14 protein-coding genes are annotated in these 18,818 nt (G+C 42.5%); 9 read left to right on the forward strand and 5 right to left on the reverse strand.

What is annotated here, in order from left to right; translation table 11 throughout:
• The first annotated feature begins 7 nt into the window (after positions 1 to 7).
• Both NST94_RS10510 and NST94_RS10515 read left to right on the forward strand, forming a co-directional pair.
• Positions 8 to 2,665 carry an adenosylcobalamin-dependent ribonucleoside-diphosphate reductase gene (locus NST94_RS10510; RefSeq protein WP_280752732.1) on the forward strand — a complete coding sequence of 886 codons (2,658 nt, stop codon included), beginning with the start codon at positions 8 to 10 and terminating at the stop codon, positions 2,663 to 2,665.
• Positions 2,666 to 3,232: 567 nt separating this feature from the next.
• Positions 3,233 to 3,574 (forward strand): hypothetical protein, encoded by a 342-nt coding sequence (locus NST94_RS10515; protein WP_339281932.1) that lies wholly within the window; start codon positions 3,233 to 3,235, stop codon positions 3,572 to 3,574.
• A gap of 269 nt (positions 3,575 to 3,843) precedes the next feature.
• On the opposite strand, the gene NST94_RS10520 is transcribed toward NST94_RS10515, so the two are convergent.
• Positions 3,844 to 4,299 (reverse strand): hypothetical protein, encoded by a 456-nt coding sequence (locus tag NST94_RS10520; protein WP_339281933.1) that lies wholly within the window; start codon positions 4,297 to 4,299, stop codon positions 3,844 to 3,846.
• A gap of 419 nt (positions 4,300 to 4,718) precedes the next feature.
• On the opposite strand from NST94_RS10520, the gene NST94_RS10525 reads away from it, so the two are divergent.
• The gene (locus tag NST94_RS10525) at positions 4,719 to 5,105 is read left to right on the forward strand and encodes a hypothetical protein (RefSeq protein WP_339281934.1); all 387 of its coding nucleotides are present in this window, start codon (positions 4,719 to 4,721) and stop codon (positions 5,103 to 5,105) included.
• 517 nt (positions 5,106 to 5,622) lie between these two features.
• Here NST94_RS10525 and NST94_RS10530 read toward each other — a convergent pair.
• Positions 5,623 to 6,021 (reverse strand): cytidine deaminase, encoded by a 399-nt coding sequence (locus tag NST94_RS10530; RefSeq protein ID WP_036689594.1) that lies wholly within the window; start codon positions 6,019 to 6,021, stop codon positions 5,623 to 5,625.
• A 239-nt stretch (positions 6,022 to 6,260) separates the two neighbouring features.
• On the opposite strand from NST94_RS10530, the gene NST94_RS10535 reads away from it, so the two are divergent.
• Complete coding sequence (locus NST94_RS10535; protein ID WP_339173175.1) at positions 6,261 to 7,211, forward strand: 5,10-methylenetetrahydrofolate reductase; 951 nt, start codon at positions 6,261 to 6,263, stop codon at positions 7,209 to 7,211.
• A gap of 86 nt (positions 7,212 to 7,297) precedes the next feature.
• Here NST94_RS10535 and NST94_RS10540 read toward each other — a convergent pair whose 3' ends face one another.
• The gene (locus NST94_RS10540) at positions 7,298 to 9,040 is read right to left on the reverse strand and encodes an SGNH/GDSL hydrolase family protein (RefSeq protein WP_339281935.1); all 1,743 of its coding nucleotides are present in this window, start codon (positions 9,038 to 9,040) and stop codon (positions 7,298 to 7,300) included.
• 241 nt (positions 9,041 to 9,281) lie between these two features.
• Here NST94_RS10540 and NST94_RS10545 point away from each other — a divergent pair, with 241 nt between their 5' ends.
• A complete protein-coding gene (locus NST94_RS10545; RefSeq protein WP_339281936.1) occupies positions 9,282 to 12,149 on the forward strand; it encodes a glycosyl hydrolase 115 family protein in 2,868 nt (955 codons plus the stop codon).
• A gap of 44 nt (positions 12,150 to 12,193) precedes the next feature.
• On the opposite strand, the gene NST94_RS10550 is transcribed toward NST94_RS10545, so the two are convergent.
• Positions 12,194 to 12,973 (reverse strand): helix-turn-helix domain-containing protein, encoded by a 780-nt coding sequence (locus NST94_RS10550; protein ID WP_076186480.1) that lies wholly within the window; start codon positions 12,971 to 12,973, stop codon positions 12,194 to 12,196.
• 129 nt (positions 12,974 to 13,102) lie between these two features.
• Between NST94_RS10550 and NST94_RS10555 the strand changes: the two genes are divergently transcribed.
• Complete coding sequence (locus NST94_RS10555) at positions 13,103 to 13,399, forward strand: metalloregulator ArsR/SmtB family transcription factor (protein WP_038569940.1); 297 nt, start codon at positions 13,103 to 13,105, stop codon at positions 13,397 to 13,399.
• A 127-nt stretch (positions 13,400 to 13,526) separates the two neighbouring features.
• A complete protein-coding gene (locus tag NST94_RS10560) occupies positions 13,527 to 14,549 on the forward strand; it encodes an NADP-dependent oxidoreductase (RefSeq protein ID WP_076186483.1) in 1,023 nt (340 codons plus the stop codon).
• Positions 14,550 to 14,620: 71 nt separating this feature from the next.
• Here the strand turns inward: NST94_RS10560 and NST94_RS10565 are convergent, their stop codons facing one another.
• The gene (locus NST94_RS10565; protein WP_076129991.1) at positions 14,621 to 15,430 is read right to left on the reverse strand and encodes a YheC/YheD family protein; all 810 of its coding nucleotides are present in this window, start codon (positions 15,428 to 15,430) and stop codon (positions 14,621 to 14,623) included.
• A 162-nt stretch (positions 15,431 to 15,592) separates the two neighbouring features.
• On the opposite strand from NST94_RS10565, the gene sbnA reads away from it, so the two are divergent.
• Positions 15,593 to 17,800, forward strand: coding sequence for a 2,3-diaminopropionate biosynthesis protein SbnA (gene sbnA / locus NST94_RS10570; RefSeq protein ID WP_339281937.1), 2,208 nt, complete (start codon positions 15,593 to 15,595; stop codon positions 17,798 to 17,800).
• 24 nt (positions 17,801 to 17,824) lie between these two features.
• On the forward strand, positions 17,825 to 18,790 hold the full coding sequence (locus NST94_RS10575) for a 2,3-diaminopropionate biosynthesis protein SbnB (RefSeq protein WP_339281938.1): 966 nt from the start codon (positions 17,825 to 17,827) through the stop codon (positions 18,788 to 18,790).
• Positions 18,791 to 18,818 lie beyond the last annotated feature (28 nt).

The raw sequence follows: 18,818 nt of genomic DNA on the forward strand, positions 1-18,818 counted from the left end.
ACTACACATGCGGGAGGTTTTTTTATTGAGTAAAGTGGAACGTAAGCAACGCCTTGAAGGGCTAAGTGAAAAAATATTTTTGGATCGTTATGCTTGGAAGGATGCAGACAGCAACAATGCTAAAGTAGGCGATGTTGTATTGGTGCTGACCAAAGATGATCCGAAGTTTCCAACTAAGGAAGTCGGAGAAATTGTGGAGCGCAGTGGTCGAATCGTAACTGTAAAGACACGCAGCGGTGAGTTTGTGAAATCGGATGTTGAAAAGTTGACCCTTAATATAGAAAAAACTCCTGAGGAAATGTGGGACCGTCTATCCACAGCGATGGCTTCTGTAGAGAAGACACCTGAGCTTCAAGCAGAATGGGCGGGCAAATTCCGTTCAATCCTAGATGATTGGAAGCTTGTGCCGGGTGGACGTATTGCGGCTGGTGCAGGTGCTAGTGAAGAATTAACATTGTTCAACTGTTATGTAATCCCTTCTCCAAAAGACAGCCGTGGCGGCATCATGCAGACATTGTCTGAAATGACGGAGATTATGGCCCGTGGTGGCGGTGTGGGCATTAACCTGTCTTCATTGCGTCCTCGTCGTGCGATTGTTAGAGGGGTTAATGGTTCATCCAGTGGTTCCGTATCTTGGGGCGGTTTGTTTAGTTATACTACGGGGCTTATTGAGCAAGGCGGCAGCCGTCGTGGTGCGCTCATGCTGATGATTAATGACTGGCATCCCGATGTTGAGGACTTCATTACCGTGAAGCAAACGATGGGCCAAGTCACTAATGCTAACCTTTCGGTATGTGTGAGCAATGGTTTTATGAAGGCTGTAAAAGAAGATCTGGACTGGGATCTCGTATTCCCGGATACAACCGATCCTGAATATAACGAAATGTGGGATGGCGATCTCGACAAGTGGAAAGCTGCCGGCAAAAACGTTATCCATTATCGCACTGTAAAAGCGCGTGACGTGTGGCGTACGATCATTGAATCGGCATGGAAATCCGCTGAGCCAGGCGTCGTGTTCATGGAATACTATAACCAGATGTCTAACAGCTGGTATTTCAACCCGATTATTTGTACAAATCCTTGTGGAGAGCAAGGACTGCCAGGCTGGGGAGTCTGCAATCTGTCTGCGGTGAACCTGTCCAAGTTCTACGATGAGAAAAATCATGATGTAGATTGGGAAGATCTTGCGACTACAACCCGTTATTCGGTCCGTTTTCTGGACAATGTAATTGATAAAACACCTTATCATTTCCCGGAAAATGAAGCGAATCAGAAAAAGGAACGCCGCGTGGGTCTCGGAACCATGGGATTGGCGGAGCTGATGATTAAATTGAACATCCGTTACGGCAGCCCGGAATCGTTGGAGTTTCTGGACAAGCTATACGGCTTTATGGCTCGTGAAGCCTACCTTGCTTCGGCAGAAATTGCTGGAGAGAAGGGTTCCTTCCTAGCTTTTGATACTGAGAAATATCTAATGAGCGGCTTTATGAAAAATATAGTCGAAGCGTATCCAGAGGTTGGCGAAGCGATTCGTGAACATGGTATGCGTAACGTTACAGTGATTACACAAGCACCTACAGGTAGTACAGGTACAATGGTAGGTACTTCTACGGGAATTGAGCCTTATTTTGCCTTCAAATATTTCCGTCAAAGTCGTCTTGGCTATGATGAACAGTTTGTTCCAATCGCTCAAGAGTGGCTGGAGGCTCATCCGGGTGAAGAGCTGCCTGACTACTTTGTAACTTCGATGGATCTGTCAGCTAAAGATCATATTCGTGCGCAAGCAGCGATCCAACGCTGGGTAGATAGCTCTATTTCCAAAACAGCGAACTGCCCGTCTGACTTTACGGTTGAGGAGACGGCTGAGCTATATGAAATGGCCTTTGATCTAGGATGTAAGGGTGTTACGATCTACCGCGATGGAAGTCGTGACGTTCAAGTTCTGGAAACCACGAAGAAGGAAGACAAAAAAGAAGCTGCTACGGTTGCGGCAGAGGAAGCTACAACTACTGTAGAAGCGAGTACAAATGTTGTAGCAGCAAGCCCAGCGCCTCAAGTGACTACAAAAGAGGCGGATAAACAATACAAAAAACGTCCGCAGGTTCTGCGCGGCGCTACCTATAAAATCAACACACCATTTGGGATGGCATATATTACGATCAATGATCTTGATGGAATACCGGCTGAAATCTTCCTGAATGTAGGTAAAGCAGGTTCTGACGTATTTGCTATGGCAGAAGCATTAGGCCGCGTCTGCTCCTTGTTCCTCCGTTACGGAGATCATGGTGAGAAAGTGGAGCTGTTGATTAAACATCTGAAAGGCATTGGCGGATCAGGAGCTATCGGCTTCGGCGCGAACCGGGTTGAATCCATTGCTGACGCTGTAGCTAAGGCACTGGAATCACATGTGCTGAACAATGCTCATGATGATCATGTACCTGCTCCGATTGCGGCAACTTTGGAGCTGGAGGATTTCAATGAAGCATTAAATGCGGAGTTGAAATCGAGCGTTCCGTCAGCTACGGAAGATGGACATGGTGGTCATCATGGACATAACCATGCTACGGCTTCCCGTGACCTTTGCCCATCCTGCGGCAGCGCCTCGCTGATTAATATTGAGGGCTGTAAGACTTGTGGCAATTGCGGGTATAGTCGCTGTGGGTAAACGTTAGAGCCAATAGGTGTTTTATGGGAAATGTGATTTTTCATTTTAAATGAGAAATGGTTCATTTAAAGCGATAAAAATTCGTTTTAAAAGAGAAAAATCTCAGTCATTCAATAAAGCGTATATTTATACATCTAAAATAAAAGCAACGAGTTTCACAATCTTTCTTATCAAGCCGGCAAGCCTAACTTTTTGGGTTTTCCGGCTTTTCATTTAAGCGTAACTGCTATTTATAGGCGATTGATTCTAGTTGGTTTCTTCACTAGTTAAGGTTGATTCTCGATTTCTACCTAATTGTAGTAATCCTAATGATACTATATAATCGATCAAAACGAACTCTTGTTCTTATTTTTTTATTTGAATTGTGGAGGTATATGTATGAAGTTTACTGAATCAATGTTAGATAATTATTCCCAACCACTAAGCAAGACTGAAGATCAGTAATGTAAAAATGCAATTGCAATGGTTGTAAATGCCCTAAAGCCATTAGGATTTCAAGAAAAGAGAAGTATTGTGGAACCAATGTACCCTGAAACTTAGGCGTATTTTCAAGAATTGGAATCTCTTATGGAGGAAGACAAATTAAATACTAATGTACGCACCCAAAGTGATGTGGACATTGCAGTTGTAGAGGAAGATACATTCAGAACTCAATATAGATCTGGTGTAAGTGATTCCAATTATGGATTTGTTAATGCGCCATCTCGTTCTAAAAAGTTTAAGGATGAGATAGAAGAAGCTTTAAAAGACAAGTTTGGGACTGACGTAAGCAGGGAGAATAAATCGATTAAGATTTATGGTAATACATATAGAAAAGATGCTGAATATCTTTTTTTCCATTTATATAGCCTGGATACTGAACCAATACTCATTTTCAGCTCATCTGTTAATGAATCAATATACATTTGAAATTCTGTCGGTTTTATTTCACCTGAGATAACTGGAATTAATATTTTATAGCGGTTATCCATAATTTTATATTCTTCATTGAATAACAGGTCAGGATCGTATAAGCGGGGCAACAGTTTATTAGTAGATTCTTTCTTTACAACAAGCCGTTTTTCATCCCATGCGTCTATCAATTCAATCAATTTATAAATCACTGGAGCTTTCCAGTTGGACTAAATAAAGAAACAAAAACTGTAATAATTATACTTAATGAAAATATTCTTTTCATATTATATTCCCCCTTTATTATTTCTAACGATTAGATTTTTTCTTATTTTGATTAGATAATATAGAGTTAAGATAAATTGTATAATAGAAATACTCCAAGGAAGCAGAAAGAGCATTTCCACTTGATATTTTGGAAAAAATTCAATAGAAACGACAACTCCATATTCACTATCACTGTCATCTTGCATTGCATTGAAAAATAAAAAAAGTAAGAGGCTGGATAGCATAGTTACCAAAAACCAAATGGCATTGTACTTTATCCTCTGAGTCCTTATAAACAAAAAAGAATTAATAAAACATAATAAAAGTGGTATAAAGTACACCTTAAATGAGATATTTAATAACTCCGTTCCCCATCCCTCTATTCTTATCTTTAAAAAATAGATTAAGATCAGATGCAGTCCAACCACTAGTATTACATAAAGAATGGCTTGTAGTCCTGTCTTGAATGACTTCATCTTTCGTTCCCCTTTTCCATTCGTTCACTTAATGCTCTAATGATATCATCACCCTTCATCGAGATTTTCTTCTTACTTCAAGCACCTATATACCACCCCTGAAATTATATGGATTAATTTTAACTAAAACACTAAATATCCTTATAATGTAATCATCGGGAATTTTAAGGCGAAAATTAATAGTAAACCCCTCTTCCGAGTAACAGTACTAACTCAACCCCGACAATTGTAACCGGACTTAGCAATATAAAAGTCATAACAGCAGGCAATCTATTTAGTTTTGCAATTTCTAAGGAAGGAAATGTGTGGGGCTGGGGAGCTAACACGAATGGCGAACTGGGAGATGGTACGAGAATTAATCCAGTTTCACCTGCATGGTAGCCTTAACTTAAAAGAGACGTGTAGAGGAGTTTTTTATTTTGGGAGCGGCAGGGAGTATATTTAAACCAAAAATATTGAGCAAGAAACCTGGTATTTTAACATATGGGATGACACCACCGAAGGCAAGCCATTCACCAGAAAAGATATCAGAAATTGCACAGAAACAGGTTGAAAGACTTAAAAACGTTGATTTAGATACTTTAATTCTTAACGACTTCGAGGAGGAGGTAGAAAGAGTTGATCATGAAAGACCTTACCCATATTTACCAACGATTGATCTGGCTATTTATGGTGATAAATATCTAGGACAAGTGGAGGTCCTAGGATTTCATTTGAAGGAGCAAACAGTATATTACATTATTACGTTAAATGAAAAGTGTACCCATTTTACGGTACTCTTTTTAATAGCGCATTTTCTCATTTAAAATGAAATATTAGATGATTATTAGTTACTGGGGATTTAAATTCTCAATTAAATTGAAACAGTCTTTCTTATTTTACAAGGGTTTTCTGATAGTGAATTTTCATTTAAAATGAAAAATCACAGAAAACTAGAAATGTGACTATGCATAGCTACTAAAAGCAAGCGATCATCGAGAGGAAGTGTTTATCCTTTTATCTCAATGGATCGCTTGTTTTTTTATTATTGATGATGTTCATTGAGAGGTTTTAACTATATGAGTTTTAGATACTATAGAACTACATACAGACTATGATAAAGAATTTATTGAATTTAGGGTAAGAAATGCTTTGGAAATGATAAAGGTAGTATTTAAAGAAAAAGATAAGGTTGGAATTGCGATTTGGTAAGTAACAACGTATTTACGCGGTGTGTCTGGTCTGTGAACTCTGGTTCTGCTAAGCTTTTTAACACAAAAACTCGCGTACTTGTCTAACACAGGTACGCGTGTTTTTGTTATTCCACTACGAGAGGAATTATTTTTACATATCTAAATTTTTGAATGCATAAGGCAATAAATCCCTTAAACTCAGCTCTAAGATTTCTTTTTTCTCATTGGTTAAATAGACAGGCATGTCGGGTAAACAGAATTCCGATAATACTTGTCTGCAGATACTGCATGGCGGCAGAAAATCCATTGTGTCACCTGCTACAGCTATAGCCTGAAAATCACCTTTAGTATAGCCCTTTGTAATAGCCGTGAAGATTGCTGTTCTCTCTGCACAATTAGTAGCGCCAAAAGATACATTTTCTACGTTTACTCCATTAATAACATTTCCATCTTTAAGCAATAAGGCTGCTCCAACTGGAAATTTAGAATAAGGGGCATAAGCAGCTTTCTTTGTGTTACGTGCGCTTTCCATTAATTCTTCTTTATTCATAATACTCACCCTTTTTAAATAAGAATGAACCTTTCGGTCCCCTTATCGCCAACTTTAAGGTTGGCAGGACTTCTAATATTATAGTCACACCAAATGGTTGTCAACATGTACTACTCGAAAAGCATCATTAGGGAATCATAGCTTTAAAATATAACTAGATATAGTAAATAGAAGTTACACATATTAAGCCTGCCATGGTAACCTTATCTTAAAAGCGACGAGTAGAGGGGTTTTATAATTTGGGAGCGGCAGAAAATACATTTAAACAAAAAATATTGAGCAAAAAACCGGGTATTATAACATATGGAATGACACCACCGAAGGCAAGCCACGCACCAGAAAAGGTCTCGGAAATCGCCCAGAAACAGGTTGAGAGACTTAAAAACCTTGATTTAGATGCGTTAATTCTGTACGACGTTCAGGAAGAAGTAGACAGAGTGGATCATGAAAGACCTTATCCCTATTTACCAACGATTGATCCGGCTGTCTATGGTGATAAATATCTAAGACAGGTGGAGGTCCCGAAAATAATTTACCGGTGCGTCGGTAATGATACTAGAGCCCAGTTCGAGGATTGGGTTAAAACTGATGAAAATGAAGATAGATTTTCCGTGTATGTGGGCGCTTCGTCAAGTAAACAAGAGGTGAAATTGAATTTACCAGATGCTTATAAGCTAAGTAAACAGCTAAATAACAATTTAACTTTTGGCGGAGTTGTCATTCCGGAAAGACATATAAAAAAGAATGATGAGCATATACGGGTTGTCGAAAAGACCAACAGTGGGTGCAACTTTTTTATTACACAGGCAACTTATAATGTAGAGGCATCTAAGAATTTATTGTCTGATTTATATTATTACTATACAAATAACGGTTTTGAGATGGTTCCTATTTTATTTAATCTTGCACCATGCGGCACCGCGAAAACATTACAATTTATGAAGTGGTTAGGGATCAGTATCCCGGGATGGTTAGAAAACGAGTTAAAATACTCGAATGATATTTTGGATAAATCAATCCAGCTATCACAAAAAATCTTTGAAGAATTGCTAGATTTCGGGCTGGAGAAGGGAATTCCTATTGGTTGCAGTATTGAAAGTGTTTCAACAAGTAAGTTGGAGATTGAAGCATCCGTACAGCTTGTTAAAGATGTGAAGGCTATTTTGGATAAGAAGCTGCCTACCAAATAGAAAAAGATTCCTCAAATTATTGAGAAACCCAGGTCATTTAAAGACCATGGGTTTCTTTTTAGGTTATATGCCACTAGGTCAAATTATTAAACATTATAGCCGAAGCCCAGTATAGTAAAAGACTTGTCCTGATCTTCCGGCACCATTCTGATTTCTACCTGATGCTCCCCACTAACCTCATTTTGATAAAGAATTACCGGATTGCAATGTGTCCAATTATTCTCATGGGGATCAGCGGTGACTACAAGACAACCATCGACGTAAATGTTTGCCTTGCCGAATTCGCTGCTGCCAGAATCCTTGTATACAAGGATGAGATTTTTGCTTGTTATCGTCAGCTTGAAGCTGTGTTCCCCAGACGACGCTGAATGCATCCAATTATGAGGGAATTCCGGAGTTCCGAAAGGATTGGTATCCATTTCTACCCGCTGCAAATCGGTATCGATCCCCGAAAATCCGCCCACCTCGATCCTGCCTGCGTCAATATGGCTTTTGCGGTCCAGCAGGAGGGTTCCCACAAAATCATTCCCGATGACCGGATGTTGATCCAATAGGAGATCATCTTCGTCCATTAGCGTTTTGTGGGTTTCGGAGAATAAATAAGCCAGACAATCAGCCATTACCCGGTGACCATCATTAGTAGGATGATAGATATCATAGAAAAATTGCCGTTTCGAGAGGATGTTCCCCTCATTTTTGCTTAGGCGGAACTGCCCGGATACCGCATCCTTTACACTAACCATAGGAAGATTATAAGCCCGGCCAATGGGGGAGAGCCGTTCCTGCAGGTTCCAGTCATTCATAAACACGCTGAACAGGAGAACTACTGCCGGTCTATTATCGGCGGAAAGTATTTTTAGGCATAAGCTTTCAAAACAGTTGCCTTTCGTTTCATCCCCTTCGTCGTTTACCGCAAATTCTACCACCACGATATCAGGTGTTACAGAACCTTCCCGGAGAATATCCCTTTCATAACGGATGACCCCAAGCTCGGACGGTGTTCCACCTACCCCAGCCTTCACAAAATGGATGTTCTCACCACCATTCGTACCGAATAATTCCTTAAATCTCAGATACGATTGGTAGGCATAACATTCTGTATGGATCGGCTTAGCACCTGCTCCCTGAGTAATGGAACCCCCAATATAAGCAATCGTGACATCCTCACCTTTTATAGCCTTATGGATGGCCGTTTTTAATCTTTTATTATTGCCCGGATGAAGCAAGGATTGGGTAATGATCTCCCGGTATTCGTTAGAATCAAACGCTACAGGCGGTTCAATGATTAGCTCTGGTACAGAATAACCGTCATGCAAATAAAAAATTATACTCGCGATGGCCAGTTCGCCTTCATGTTTAAATTCAAAAGCGAATTTGCCGAGCACTGCATCCTCTTCAGACCATTCCAAATCCTCTAACTTTAAGAGGACTTCTGAACCGTCGGAGGGACAGGGCACACGTATGCTGCTGCCTGTTTCGTATTTGCTGGTTTTGCCCCAGTTCTGCAATAGAAAAGAGATGGGCTCGTTCTGCTCAGGATCCCTTCTCACAGACACTCCGATACTATGGACTAATTTGCGAAATCCAACACAGTTTCCTAGCAGCTCCAGTATTGTCTCATCAGTGACGCCGCCAATATATCTGGCCTTGTCGATTAGATAGTTACCTTCCAGATAAACTTCCTGTGAAGGTGGACCTTCGGCCCGGGCTGTCGCCTCAATCGCTGTTTCGTAGAGCACAAAAAAACCGTTCCTGCGTTCAGCCGGGTCCTTGGGCGCCTTTGGACCTTCAATCTTGCCACCTGTAATGACCCCGTTATTGTTTTTCATATTGATCATCCTCGCTTTTTGTATAAGCTTTTCTTGTTATGGATGCGTTTGCAAAAAACATGCTTTTGTTAGAAGGAATACCTGTTAACAGTAACACCAAATATCCAGATTGTTCAACCGATAAACAAAGTTTCGTTTAATAATTACAAAAAGTTGCTAGTTTACACATGGAAGTTGAAATCGCTTACTTATATAATGTGCCTAGTCATACGAAAATAGGATGCTTAAGGGGAGAATTATCATGCCTACGAAGGAATTGCACCTTGTGAAGCAGGGCAATGCTGCCAAGATTTACATAGACCCCAAGGGGAAAGATTATGAGGGATTACGCCGGGTGGCACAGTCTTTTGCAGCAGATGTTAAACAGGTAACAGAGGTTGAGCCTGAGATATATACACAATTGAACGAATTGGATGGAACAGTCATAATCGCTGGATCGATAGGCAGCAATGATTTTATCGGTGATTTAATCGCGGAGGGAACCGTTGATGTATCGGCCATCCAAAATAAAAGAGAATGTTATAAAATTCAGGTGGTTGAACAACCCACAGCGGGAGTGGACAAGGCGCTCGTCATTGTAGGAAGTGATAAACGGGGGACGATTTACGGGTTGTATTCGATCTCCGAAAAGATTGGAGTTAGTCCTTGGGTGTACTGGGCGGATATTGTGCCGGAGAAGAAGCCGGCATTGTCCATTCCTGATAACCAGCTTCATGTGATCTCCAAGGAGCCTTCGGTTAAATATAGAGGTATTTTTTTGAATGACGACTGGCCGTCTTTAGGTTCTTGGGTAACTCAAAGATTTGGTGACTTTAATGAAGATTTCTATGACAAGGTATTTGAACTCATTCTTCGCTTGAAGGGGAATTATTTATGGCCGGCGATGTGGAGCGCCGAATTTAGCCTGAATGGTAAAAGCAGCCCGATTGCCAACGCTAAGCATGCGCAAGAATACGGAATTATTATGGGAACCTCCCATCATGAACCCTTATTCCGGGCAGGCAGTGAATGGCAGAAGGTATACAGCCAATACGGGACAAGTAACCTATGGGATTTCGCCCGTAATAAACAGGCGATTACAGATTTCTGGGAAGACGGAATCAAGCGTAATCAGGACTTTGATAACTTGATTACCCTAGGCATGCGGGGGGAAAGTGACTCTGCGCTGGAGGGCTCCGACCAGGAGAATATTGATCTGCTGAAGGACATTATACTTACGCAAAAAGAACTATTGAAGAAATACAATCTTGAACATGCGCCGCAAATTTTGGCCGTTTATAAGGAAGTTGAGAAGTACTGGTATGGCACTGCCGGGGTGGAAGGGTTGAAGGACTGGGATGTTCTGAATGACGTTACGATCCTGCTCGCTGACGATAACTTTGGCAATCTCCGCAAAATCCCGACGAAAAACGAACGTAACCGCAGCGCAGGATGGGGGATGTATTATCATTTTGACTACCATGGTGGTCCGCATTCCTATGAATGGTTAAATACGACCCCGCTTGAAAAAGTCTGGGAGCAAATGTGTATGGCATTTGACTATGGCATCCGTGATGTATGGATTGTGAACGTCGGGGATTTGAAGCCTATGGAATTGCCCATTTCCTACTTTCTGGATTTGGCCTACGATTTTGAGGCTTGGGGGACAGGTGCAATCAATCGGACTGTGGAATACACCAACCGTTGGGTAGAGCAGCAATTCGGATATGTGCTGGAACAAGAGACATGTCTGGGAATCGCACAATTGTTAGGGGATTATATCCGGATGAACGGTCGGCGCAAGCCTGAAATTATTTATCCGTCCACCTTCAGTCCTATCCATTACAATGAGGCGCACAGAGTTCTGGAGCAAGCGGTGATGATCGAGAAGGCTGCCGGCAAATACGATGAGCTAATCCCGGAACAACTAAAGGATGCTTACTTCCAGCTCGTATATTTCCCTGCTGTTGCCTCGGCCAATGTGGTCAAAATGCAAATTTATGCTGGACTGAACCATCTATACGCTAAGCGAAATAGTATGTTGGCAAATACTTACGCTGCTCTGACCCGCGAAACCATCGAACGGGATAAGTATCTGGAGCTGGTTTATAATAGCGGAATTTCGGATGGAAAATGGCAGGGAATGATGAGTTCCCCTCATGTAGGGTATATACATTGGAATGCAGAAGGGTGGAAATATCCGGATGTAAACACCTTGACGCCCGCCAGAGGTTCTTTAATGATTGTCGATGTGGAAGGAACGGAACAAGCGTATGTTTCCGGCACAGCTAATCTTCGGGTATTTACAAATCTCCAAAAAGAAAACTATCGCATCACAATCAGTAACGGTGGAGAAGCGGGTTTTGAATATCAGGTGCGGAGCAGCGTGGATTGGATCAAGCTTGAGAAAATACGCGGCTGGATTGAGGCAGGGGAGACGCTTCAGGTTTCCGTAGATTGGGAGAAGGTCAAAGAAGCATCGACGGGCGAAATTACGATCTCCGGTGCCGGAAATATAGTTAAGGTGAAGGCAGCCGTGGATTGGATAGACATTCCGGATATGCCACCGATGACATTCATCGAGACCCATAATATCGTGTCCATTGAAGCGGAGCATACCATAACTCGTGTTTCGAAATCAGGGGTGGTATGGAAGACCATTGACAGCTATGGACGTTCTTTATCCTCGGTTAAAATGTTTCCGGATGCTGTATCTTTTGAACAACCGGAGGATGCTCCTTGTCTGGAATATCGGATTCTAGTGCAGCAGGACACCGATTATAGCTTAACCGCGTATATTGCGCCGACAAACAATCTGTCACAAACTAGCGGGTTAAAATATGCGATAAGCTTCGATGATGAGGCACCCGTGATTAAGGATGCTTTACCAACGAACTTTGAAGGCGGCAATCATGATAATGAACCATGGTGCCGCGCGGTTATGGACAATATTCATGCTGTGACCACCAGCCATGCTTTAACGAAGGGTCTTCATACCCTCCGCTTTTACGGATTGGATGCGGGTCTGGTTCTGCAAAAGCTTGTATTGTCCGCTGCCCAGCTTCCTTATTCCTATTTAGGGCCGGAGGAGAGCTTTTATACTAGCGGGACGGCGTCCATTCTTAGTTAGGTTGAATTAATAGGGCGAACAACTGGGTTGCTTCGGATCCTCCGTTATTTCAGGGCAGATGACGGAGGATAACCCTTTATATTTTTGAAAACGTTGCTGAAGTAGGCGACATCTTGATAACCACAGTGCGCTGCCACTTCGGACACATTAAAACCACCTGCCGATAGAATCATCTCAGCATTGTTCACGCGCACCTTGTTTATAAATTCTTTACAGGTGGAGCCAGTGTTCTGCTTAAACAGCTTACCAAGATATACGGGATTTAGGGCAACCAAATCTGCCAGCTCCTTGATCGTAACTTCCTCCGAATAATGATCCATGATATAGGTCATCACTTTTTGGATTCTTAGATCTATCAGAGGTGTTTCTTGATGGTGGGCGATACTTAATAAGCGGTACACAATCAGTTGAAAGATGGCCCGGGCCTTCATTTTGTAGAAAGGTTGTTTGCCCATCCAGATATGTGAGAATTCTTTAATATCCTCTAGAATCTCTTTAGTTCTCCAATTCCTAGTTACAGTCTCAAAAGGGAGCTGCACATGATTGTCCTCACCCTCCCAGAAGAAATTGAAGGCAAAGGAACGCATGGGTGCCTCCTTGAAAGTCTGAGCTTCCCGAATGCTGCCAGAAGGGGCATAGAGCATATCCCCGGCTTCAACCGTGAATTTCTCTCCATTAATAAAATAGTCAGACTTCCCTTCTACGATGAAGGTAAGATCATGGAAATCAATTTTACTCCTCGTAATCTCCCAATCCGGGAAGGATCGGCGATCAACGAACAAAAAAACACGGGGAACAAGATTTTCGTATTTGGTAATGTCCATTTCTACCATCCCTCTTTCCTTATAAATAGATCCGCGCTAATGCCGATTGGTATATTATACAAAAATGAATCCGATTAAGAAATGGGATTGTAAATTGACTTTGCGCAATCAGAAGAATACAATAGTTTTATGACTATCGAACAATATTCCTTAAAAGATGATGAAAAGCGAGTGAAGATTTTTAAAGCATTAGCAGAAGTGAAACGAATTGAAATGATTCGTTATCTTCATCTCCATAAGGAGAACAATACATGTGGGTCCATTGGTGAATCTATGGGAATGGATAAATCCAATGTGTCGTACCATCTGAAGATTTTGTATGAAGCTGATTTAGTAAGTGTCACACGTATGGGGCAGAATAAGATTAGCCAGCTTCGAGAGGATACGTTTAGCGAATTATTACCGGGTTTCTTGGACAGTTTATAATATGTCCGGAAACCTATAATTTTTTCTTGATAGTTTGATAGTTTTATAACTATTTGATAATCATGTACAGGGTTTGGTTAATAGTTATAGGTAGCAGCAAAAATAAATATTAATGGAGTAGTGATCTATGAATCAGTTGAAAAATAAACAGGTCCTGTTAATTTCACGTCCTGTAGGCATGCCAACCCAGCAAAATTTCGAGTTCAAAGATATTCCTGTAGTTGAAGCAAAAGAAGGACAAGTTGTTGTACGTACGTTGTATTTGTCAGTGGATCCTTATATGCGCGGAAGAATGAATGATTCTAAATCGTATATTCCTCCGTATCAGCTTAATGAAGTCATCGCTGGAGGACTTGTGGGAGAGATCGTAGAATCCAAATCGGAGCGATTCAAAGCTGGAGATAAAGTCATCGGTATGCTGGGCTGGCAGTTATATAATACTGTAGATGCTAAAGCAGTAACCAAAATCGATGATTCGATTGCACCTGTATCGGCTTACTTAAGTGTTCTAGGTTTAACAGGGCTCACTGCATATTTCGGTTTACTTGATATCGGGCAGCCGAAAGAAGGAGAGACTGTCGTAGTGTCTGGAGCAGCGGGTTCAGTGGGGATGTTTGTTGGACAGATTGCCAAAATCAAAGGCGCTCGTGTCGTTGGGATCGCAGGTAGCGATGATAAATGCGACTATTTGAAAAAAGAACTTGGCTTTGATGCAACCATTAATTATAAAACAACGGAAAATTTAGGCCAGGCTTTGGAAGAAGCATGTCCAAAGGGTGTGGATGTTTATTTTGACAACGTGGGTGGATCGATTTCAGATGCTGTGATGAGCTTGCTTAATGATTATGCACGTATTCCCCTATGTGGCGCTATTTCTTCCTATAATAGTACAGATGGAGATATGGGTCCACGTATTCAGAGCAGATTGATCAAAACCCGCTCTCTTATCAAAGGATTCGTTCTTAGTGATTACGCAGCCCGCCAGTCAGAAGGACTTCAAGAGCTTGGAAAATGGCTAACAGAAGGTAAATTAAAATATGAAGAAACAGTTGTTGAAGGATTCGACAATGTGGTTGAAGCATTCCTGCAATTGTTCCAAGGTGCGAACCTCGGGAAGATGCTTGTTAAGGTGAGCGACTCCGAATTCTAAAACAACACAAACAGCTCTGGTAGAGATTTTTATATATCAGGGCTGTTTGTATTATTACCAATCAAATCCGTTCAGACCATACCCTGTTTGGACTTCATGCATTTAAGATTGTATGTGCGGCCATAGGCTTTTGCATATTTGACGATTCGCTCAATCATGCTGGTGTCATTCAGTTTGGTAAACGGGCACGGATCGGGGGCAGTATTTACTTCCAAGATCCATGGTTTAAGGCGTCGATCCAAAGCAATATCCACACCGATTTCCTGCAGGCCGGGATAGGCTGTGCTCAGCTGTCTGGCGGAGTTCACTCCGATTTGTTGCATGGACCGGATCAACGCGCTACTATTCTCTACGTTTGTGTAGGATTCTAATAATGCCTCTACCGGATAAATCGTTCCCCCTTGGCTCCCATTCGTAACCACTTTGCGAGGATGAGCTACGCGACCCGCAATGCCTGTAGCTTCCCATCCACCCTTAAGATTTCTTTGCACCATAACCCGGATATCAAATGGCCTTCCCTCATAAACCAAAAGCCAAATCCCTTTTTGCACCAAATAGGACTTTCCTTGGGTCTCGCTAGAGATTGCCCGATAAGCCATCTCGTAATCAGAAAATGTATGTTTATGCGTACCGGACTGATAGCTGTAGGCTGGTCGTTTTTTGGAGGAATGATCTTGCGATCTTTCAATCCGGATTACACCCTGTCCCAAAGATCCACAGCAGGGCTTAATGTACACCATTTTATGTTTTTGCAACATCTCATAGAGTACGTTTTTATTCATTTTTTTCGTTACCGGGATATACTTCCTTAGCTCTTGTTTTCTAAGCAGTACCCTTGTTTTCGTCAGCTTATTGGATATCCGCCGTATTGGCTCCTTCATTTTGTTCCTCCGTTCTATATATCTATAGGCTATATTACGGGAATACGCAGTTTTTGCTTGGGCAACCACAGAATAATAGAACACATGCAAAGAATTCTACATATGAATATTGGAGGCATTTATTAAACTTGGGCTGCAGCATGCGGTCAACGGGAGGCGGCTATGATGCTGCTCGGGAAATTGCAGAATAAGGTGCAAGAAGTAATGGACGAATACCCTTGGTACAAGGGGCTGATCGATGGGGAGAAAACGAATTATAACCTGCAGAACTTACCTCTTATGTCTTCGAAAACACTTGAAACCTTCTATTATAACCAACCCATCGATCCTTCTTGGACTGTCTATAGGACGTCTGGTACAAGCTCAGGCCGTAGAAAAGCAATCCTTTACTCTGAGGAAGATGACAAACACTATGTGGATATTAAAACGAAGCTATTCGGCGAGCTTATTGCGGGAAGCGGATGTAACAGAGCGTTGGCGGATATGGGCACTGGACATGCAGCAAATACTGCGCTGACCATTTTTGAAAGGTTAGGATTGGAGAAAAGTTCAATACCCTTTGAACTGCCAATCGAACAGCATATTGAACAGCTTAAAGCTTTTAAACCTGACTTGCTCTATACGATGCCGTCCATCCTTGACCATATCGTATATGCTGCCGGAAACCCGCGTGAATTCGGAATTCGCAAGATTATTTTGGTAGGGGAAATTGCTCCGCCTGAGTGGCAGCGGAATATGGCTGGCTTGTTTGGTATTGATCCTAGAGATATCATCGATACTTACGGCTCCATTGAAATCGGTACGATCGCTTATTACTCCCATGATCATGGCAGGTACATTTTTGCCGACGGAATTTTTGCGGAAGGAATCGGGGTTCAGGAGTTAGACGAAGAAGTAAGGCCGCTTCGAAACAATGAAAGTATTCTGGTGCTTACCTCAACTGTCCGCAAGATGCTGCCAGCTCTTCGTTTTGTTACTTATGACGTTGTAAGGGATTTTAGGCCTGTGATGATAGACGGGGTTGAACAACAAAGCTTTGAGTCCATTGTAAAAAGAGTGGGTCAAGAACTGAAGCACGGTGAGAAGATCAGCCTGTACGATATCGAGCAGGTCGTATACCGTCATATTGAAGATGCGATCATTCGGGTCAAGGTAAAAAACAATGCGCTCTCTATTTATATCAAGAGTAAATCTGTGAAGCCCTCTATTATCCCGGTAATCAAAGAGGAAATCAGGGAGTGTATTCCGGAAATCGGGATGATGATTCGCAACCATCTGCTTGATGATATTGAGATCATTATAGTAGCTAAAGGGGAGTCGCTGGCCAGCGGGCAGGTCAAGAACAAGAAGTTATATTATCAGAAGGACAAAGCTAAGGTGGACATAAATATCCAAGGCGGTATCTTGTCGACTATCGGAAAAACGCCATTAATCAAGCTGAATAATTTGTTCCAGAACAGTGAGTTCGAAGTCTACGCAAAAATGGAACTGCTAAATCCGGGAGGAAGTGTGAAAGACCGTCCAGCTCTGCGGATGATCCATGAGGCATGGAAGGAAGGGAAAATCGGGCCGGGAACTACTATTATTGAGTCAAGTTCGGGAAATATGGCGATTAGCTTGGCGATGATTTGCCAATATTTAGGGCTGCGGTTTATTAGCGTGGTTGATCCAAGAACCACCACAACAAATCTGCAGATTCTGAAAACATTAACTGCAAAAATTGACTTTGTTAGCGATCCTGACCCTGATACCGGTGAATATCTACCTGCCAGACTGAATCGAGTGCAGCGACTCTTGGAGGAAATACCGGGCAGCTACTGGCCGAATCAATATGCAAACGCAAATAACTATTTGTCCCACTACCATACGACCATGAAAGAAATCGTGACTGAGCTTGGCGAAGTAGATTATTTGTTTTGCAGCGTAAGTACATGCGGCACGATTCGAGGTCTCGCGGAATATGTAAGGGATCATGGTCTGAAGACTAAGATTGTTGCCGTCGATGCGGAGGGAAGTACTATTTTTGGTGGCAACAAAGAGAAACGGCGGTTCCCGGGACTGGGTGCTGGCATCGTACCCCCTTTCTGCAGAACGGATTTAATCGACCGTATCGTGCATGTCTCAGACTTGGATATCGTAAAAGGATGCCGAGCACTCGCTCAGAATGAATCGATTCTGGCCGGTGCATCCTCAGGGGCTAACCTTGCCGCTGTTAGGCGTATGGAGCAAGAATTGGCTCCAGGATCTGTCTGTGCGGTGATCCTGCATGACAAAGGGGAGCGTTACCTCGATACGGTATACTCTGACCCATGGATTCAGAATGAATTTGGGCAGGAGTTCTCGGCTGACGGTGGAGATGTCCTTGCTTAACGAACGGCAAAAGGAGGTTGTGGAATGCTGTATTTAAACGATCGGGACATCCGGGAGGTGGGGCTTGATTGGCCTTCTCTCGTGGAATCGATAGAAACTACGGTGCGCATACTTGATTCTGGAGATTACGCGCAGCCCGTAAAACCTTATCTAAGGTATAAAAATCCTCAAAATCGTATTATTGCAATGCCCGCATACGTAGGGGGGAACGTGAACGCAGCAGGGATCAAATGGATTTCCAGCTTCCCGGATAATATCCAGGTTGGTCTTCCCCGCGCGCATAGCATCATTGTCTTGAATGATCCCATTACGGGCGAGCCTATATCCGTCCTAAGCTCTCCGCTCCCCAGCATCGTAAGGACAGCTTCCATCAGTGGACTGATGATTGGCTACTTTTTGCAGGCACGTTCACTTGAACGGATTTATCTTGGCATTATCGGCTGGGGACCAATCGGGCAATATCATTTTCAAATGGTTATGGCATTGTACGGAGATCGAGTTGAACGTGTCCGCATCTTTGATATAAGGGAAGTAGATTTGTCAGACATCTCATCTATATATAAGGATAGGATAGAAGTGGAGGAGACGTGGGCGGACGTTTATCGAAAGTCCAATATCTTTATCACCTGTACCGTATCCAATCATAGATATATCGATATGCTTCCGGCGGAAGGTAGTCTTCTACTGAATATTTCACTGCGTGATTATAAGCCTGAGGCATTAGCTTCGGTGAAGGCCATAATCGTCGACGACTGGGATGAGGTGTGCCGCGAGAATACTGACATACAGCAGCTCCATCTGAAACATGGGTTAACTCGTGCCGATACCCGAATGATTACCGATGTCGTCTCGCGCCATTGCCTGAATGAACTCAGAGCAGATGAGCCGATTTTCTTTTGTCCGATGGGGATGGCGGTTTTTGATATCGCAACAGCGGTATACTTCGTGAAGAAGGCTAGAGAAAAAGGGATCGGGACTGAGCTACAGTAAGGTTGTAGGCATACGTTCGCTATGGGAT

Source organism: Paenibacillus sp. FSL H8-0282, assembly GCF_037963825.1.
Classification (GTDB): Bacteria; Bacillota; Bacilli; order Paenibacillales; family Paenibacillaceae; genus Paenibacillus_AQ; species Paenibacillus_AQ odorifer.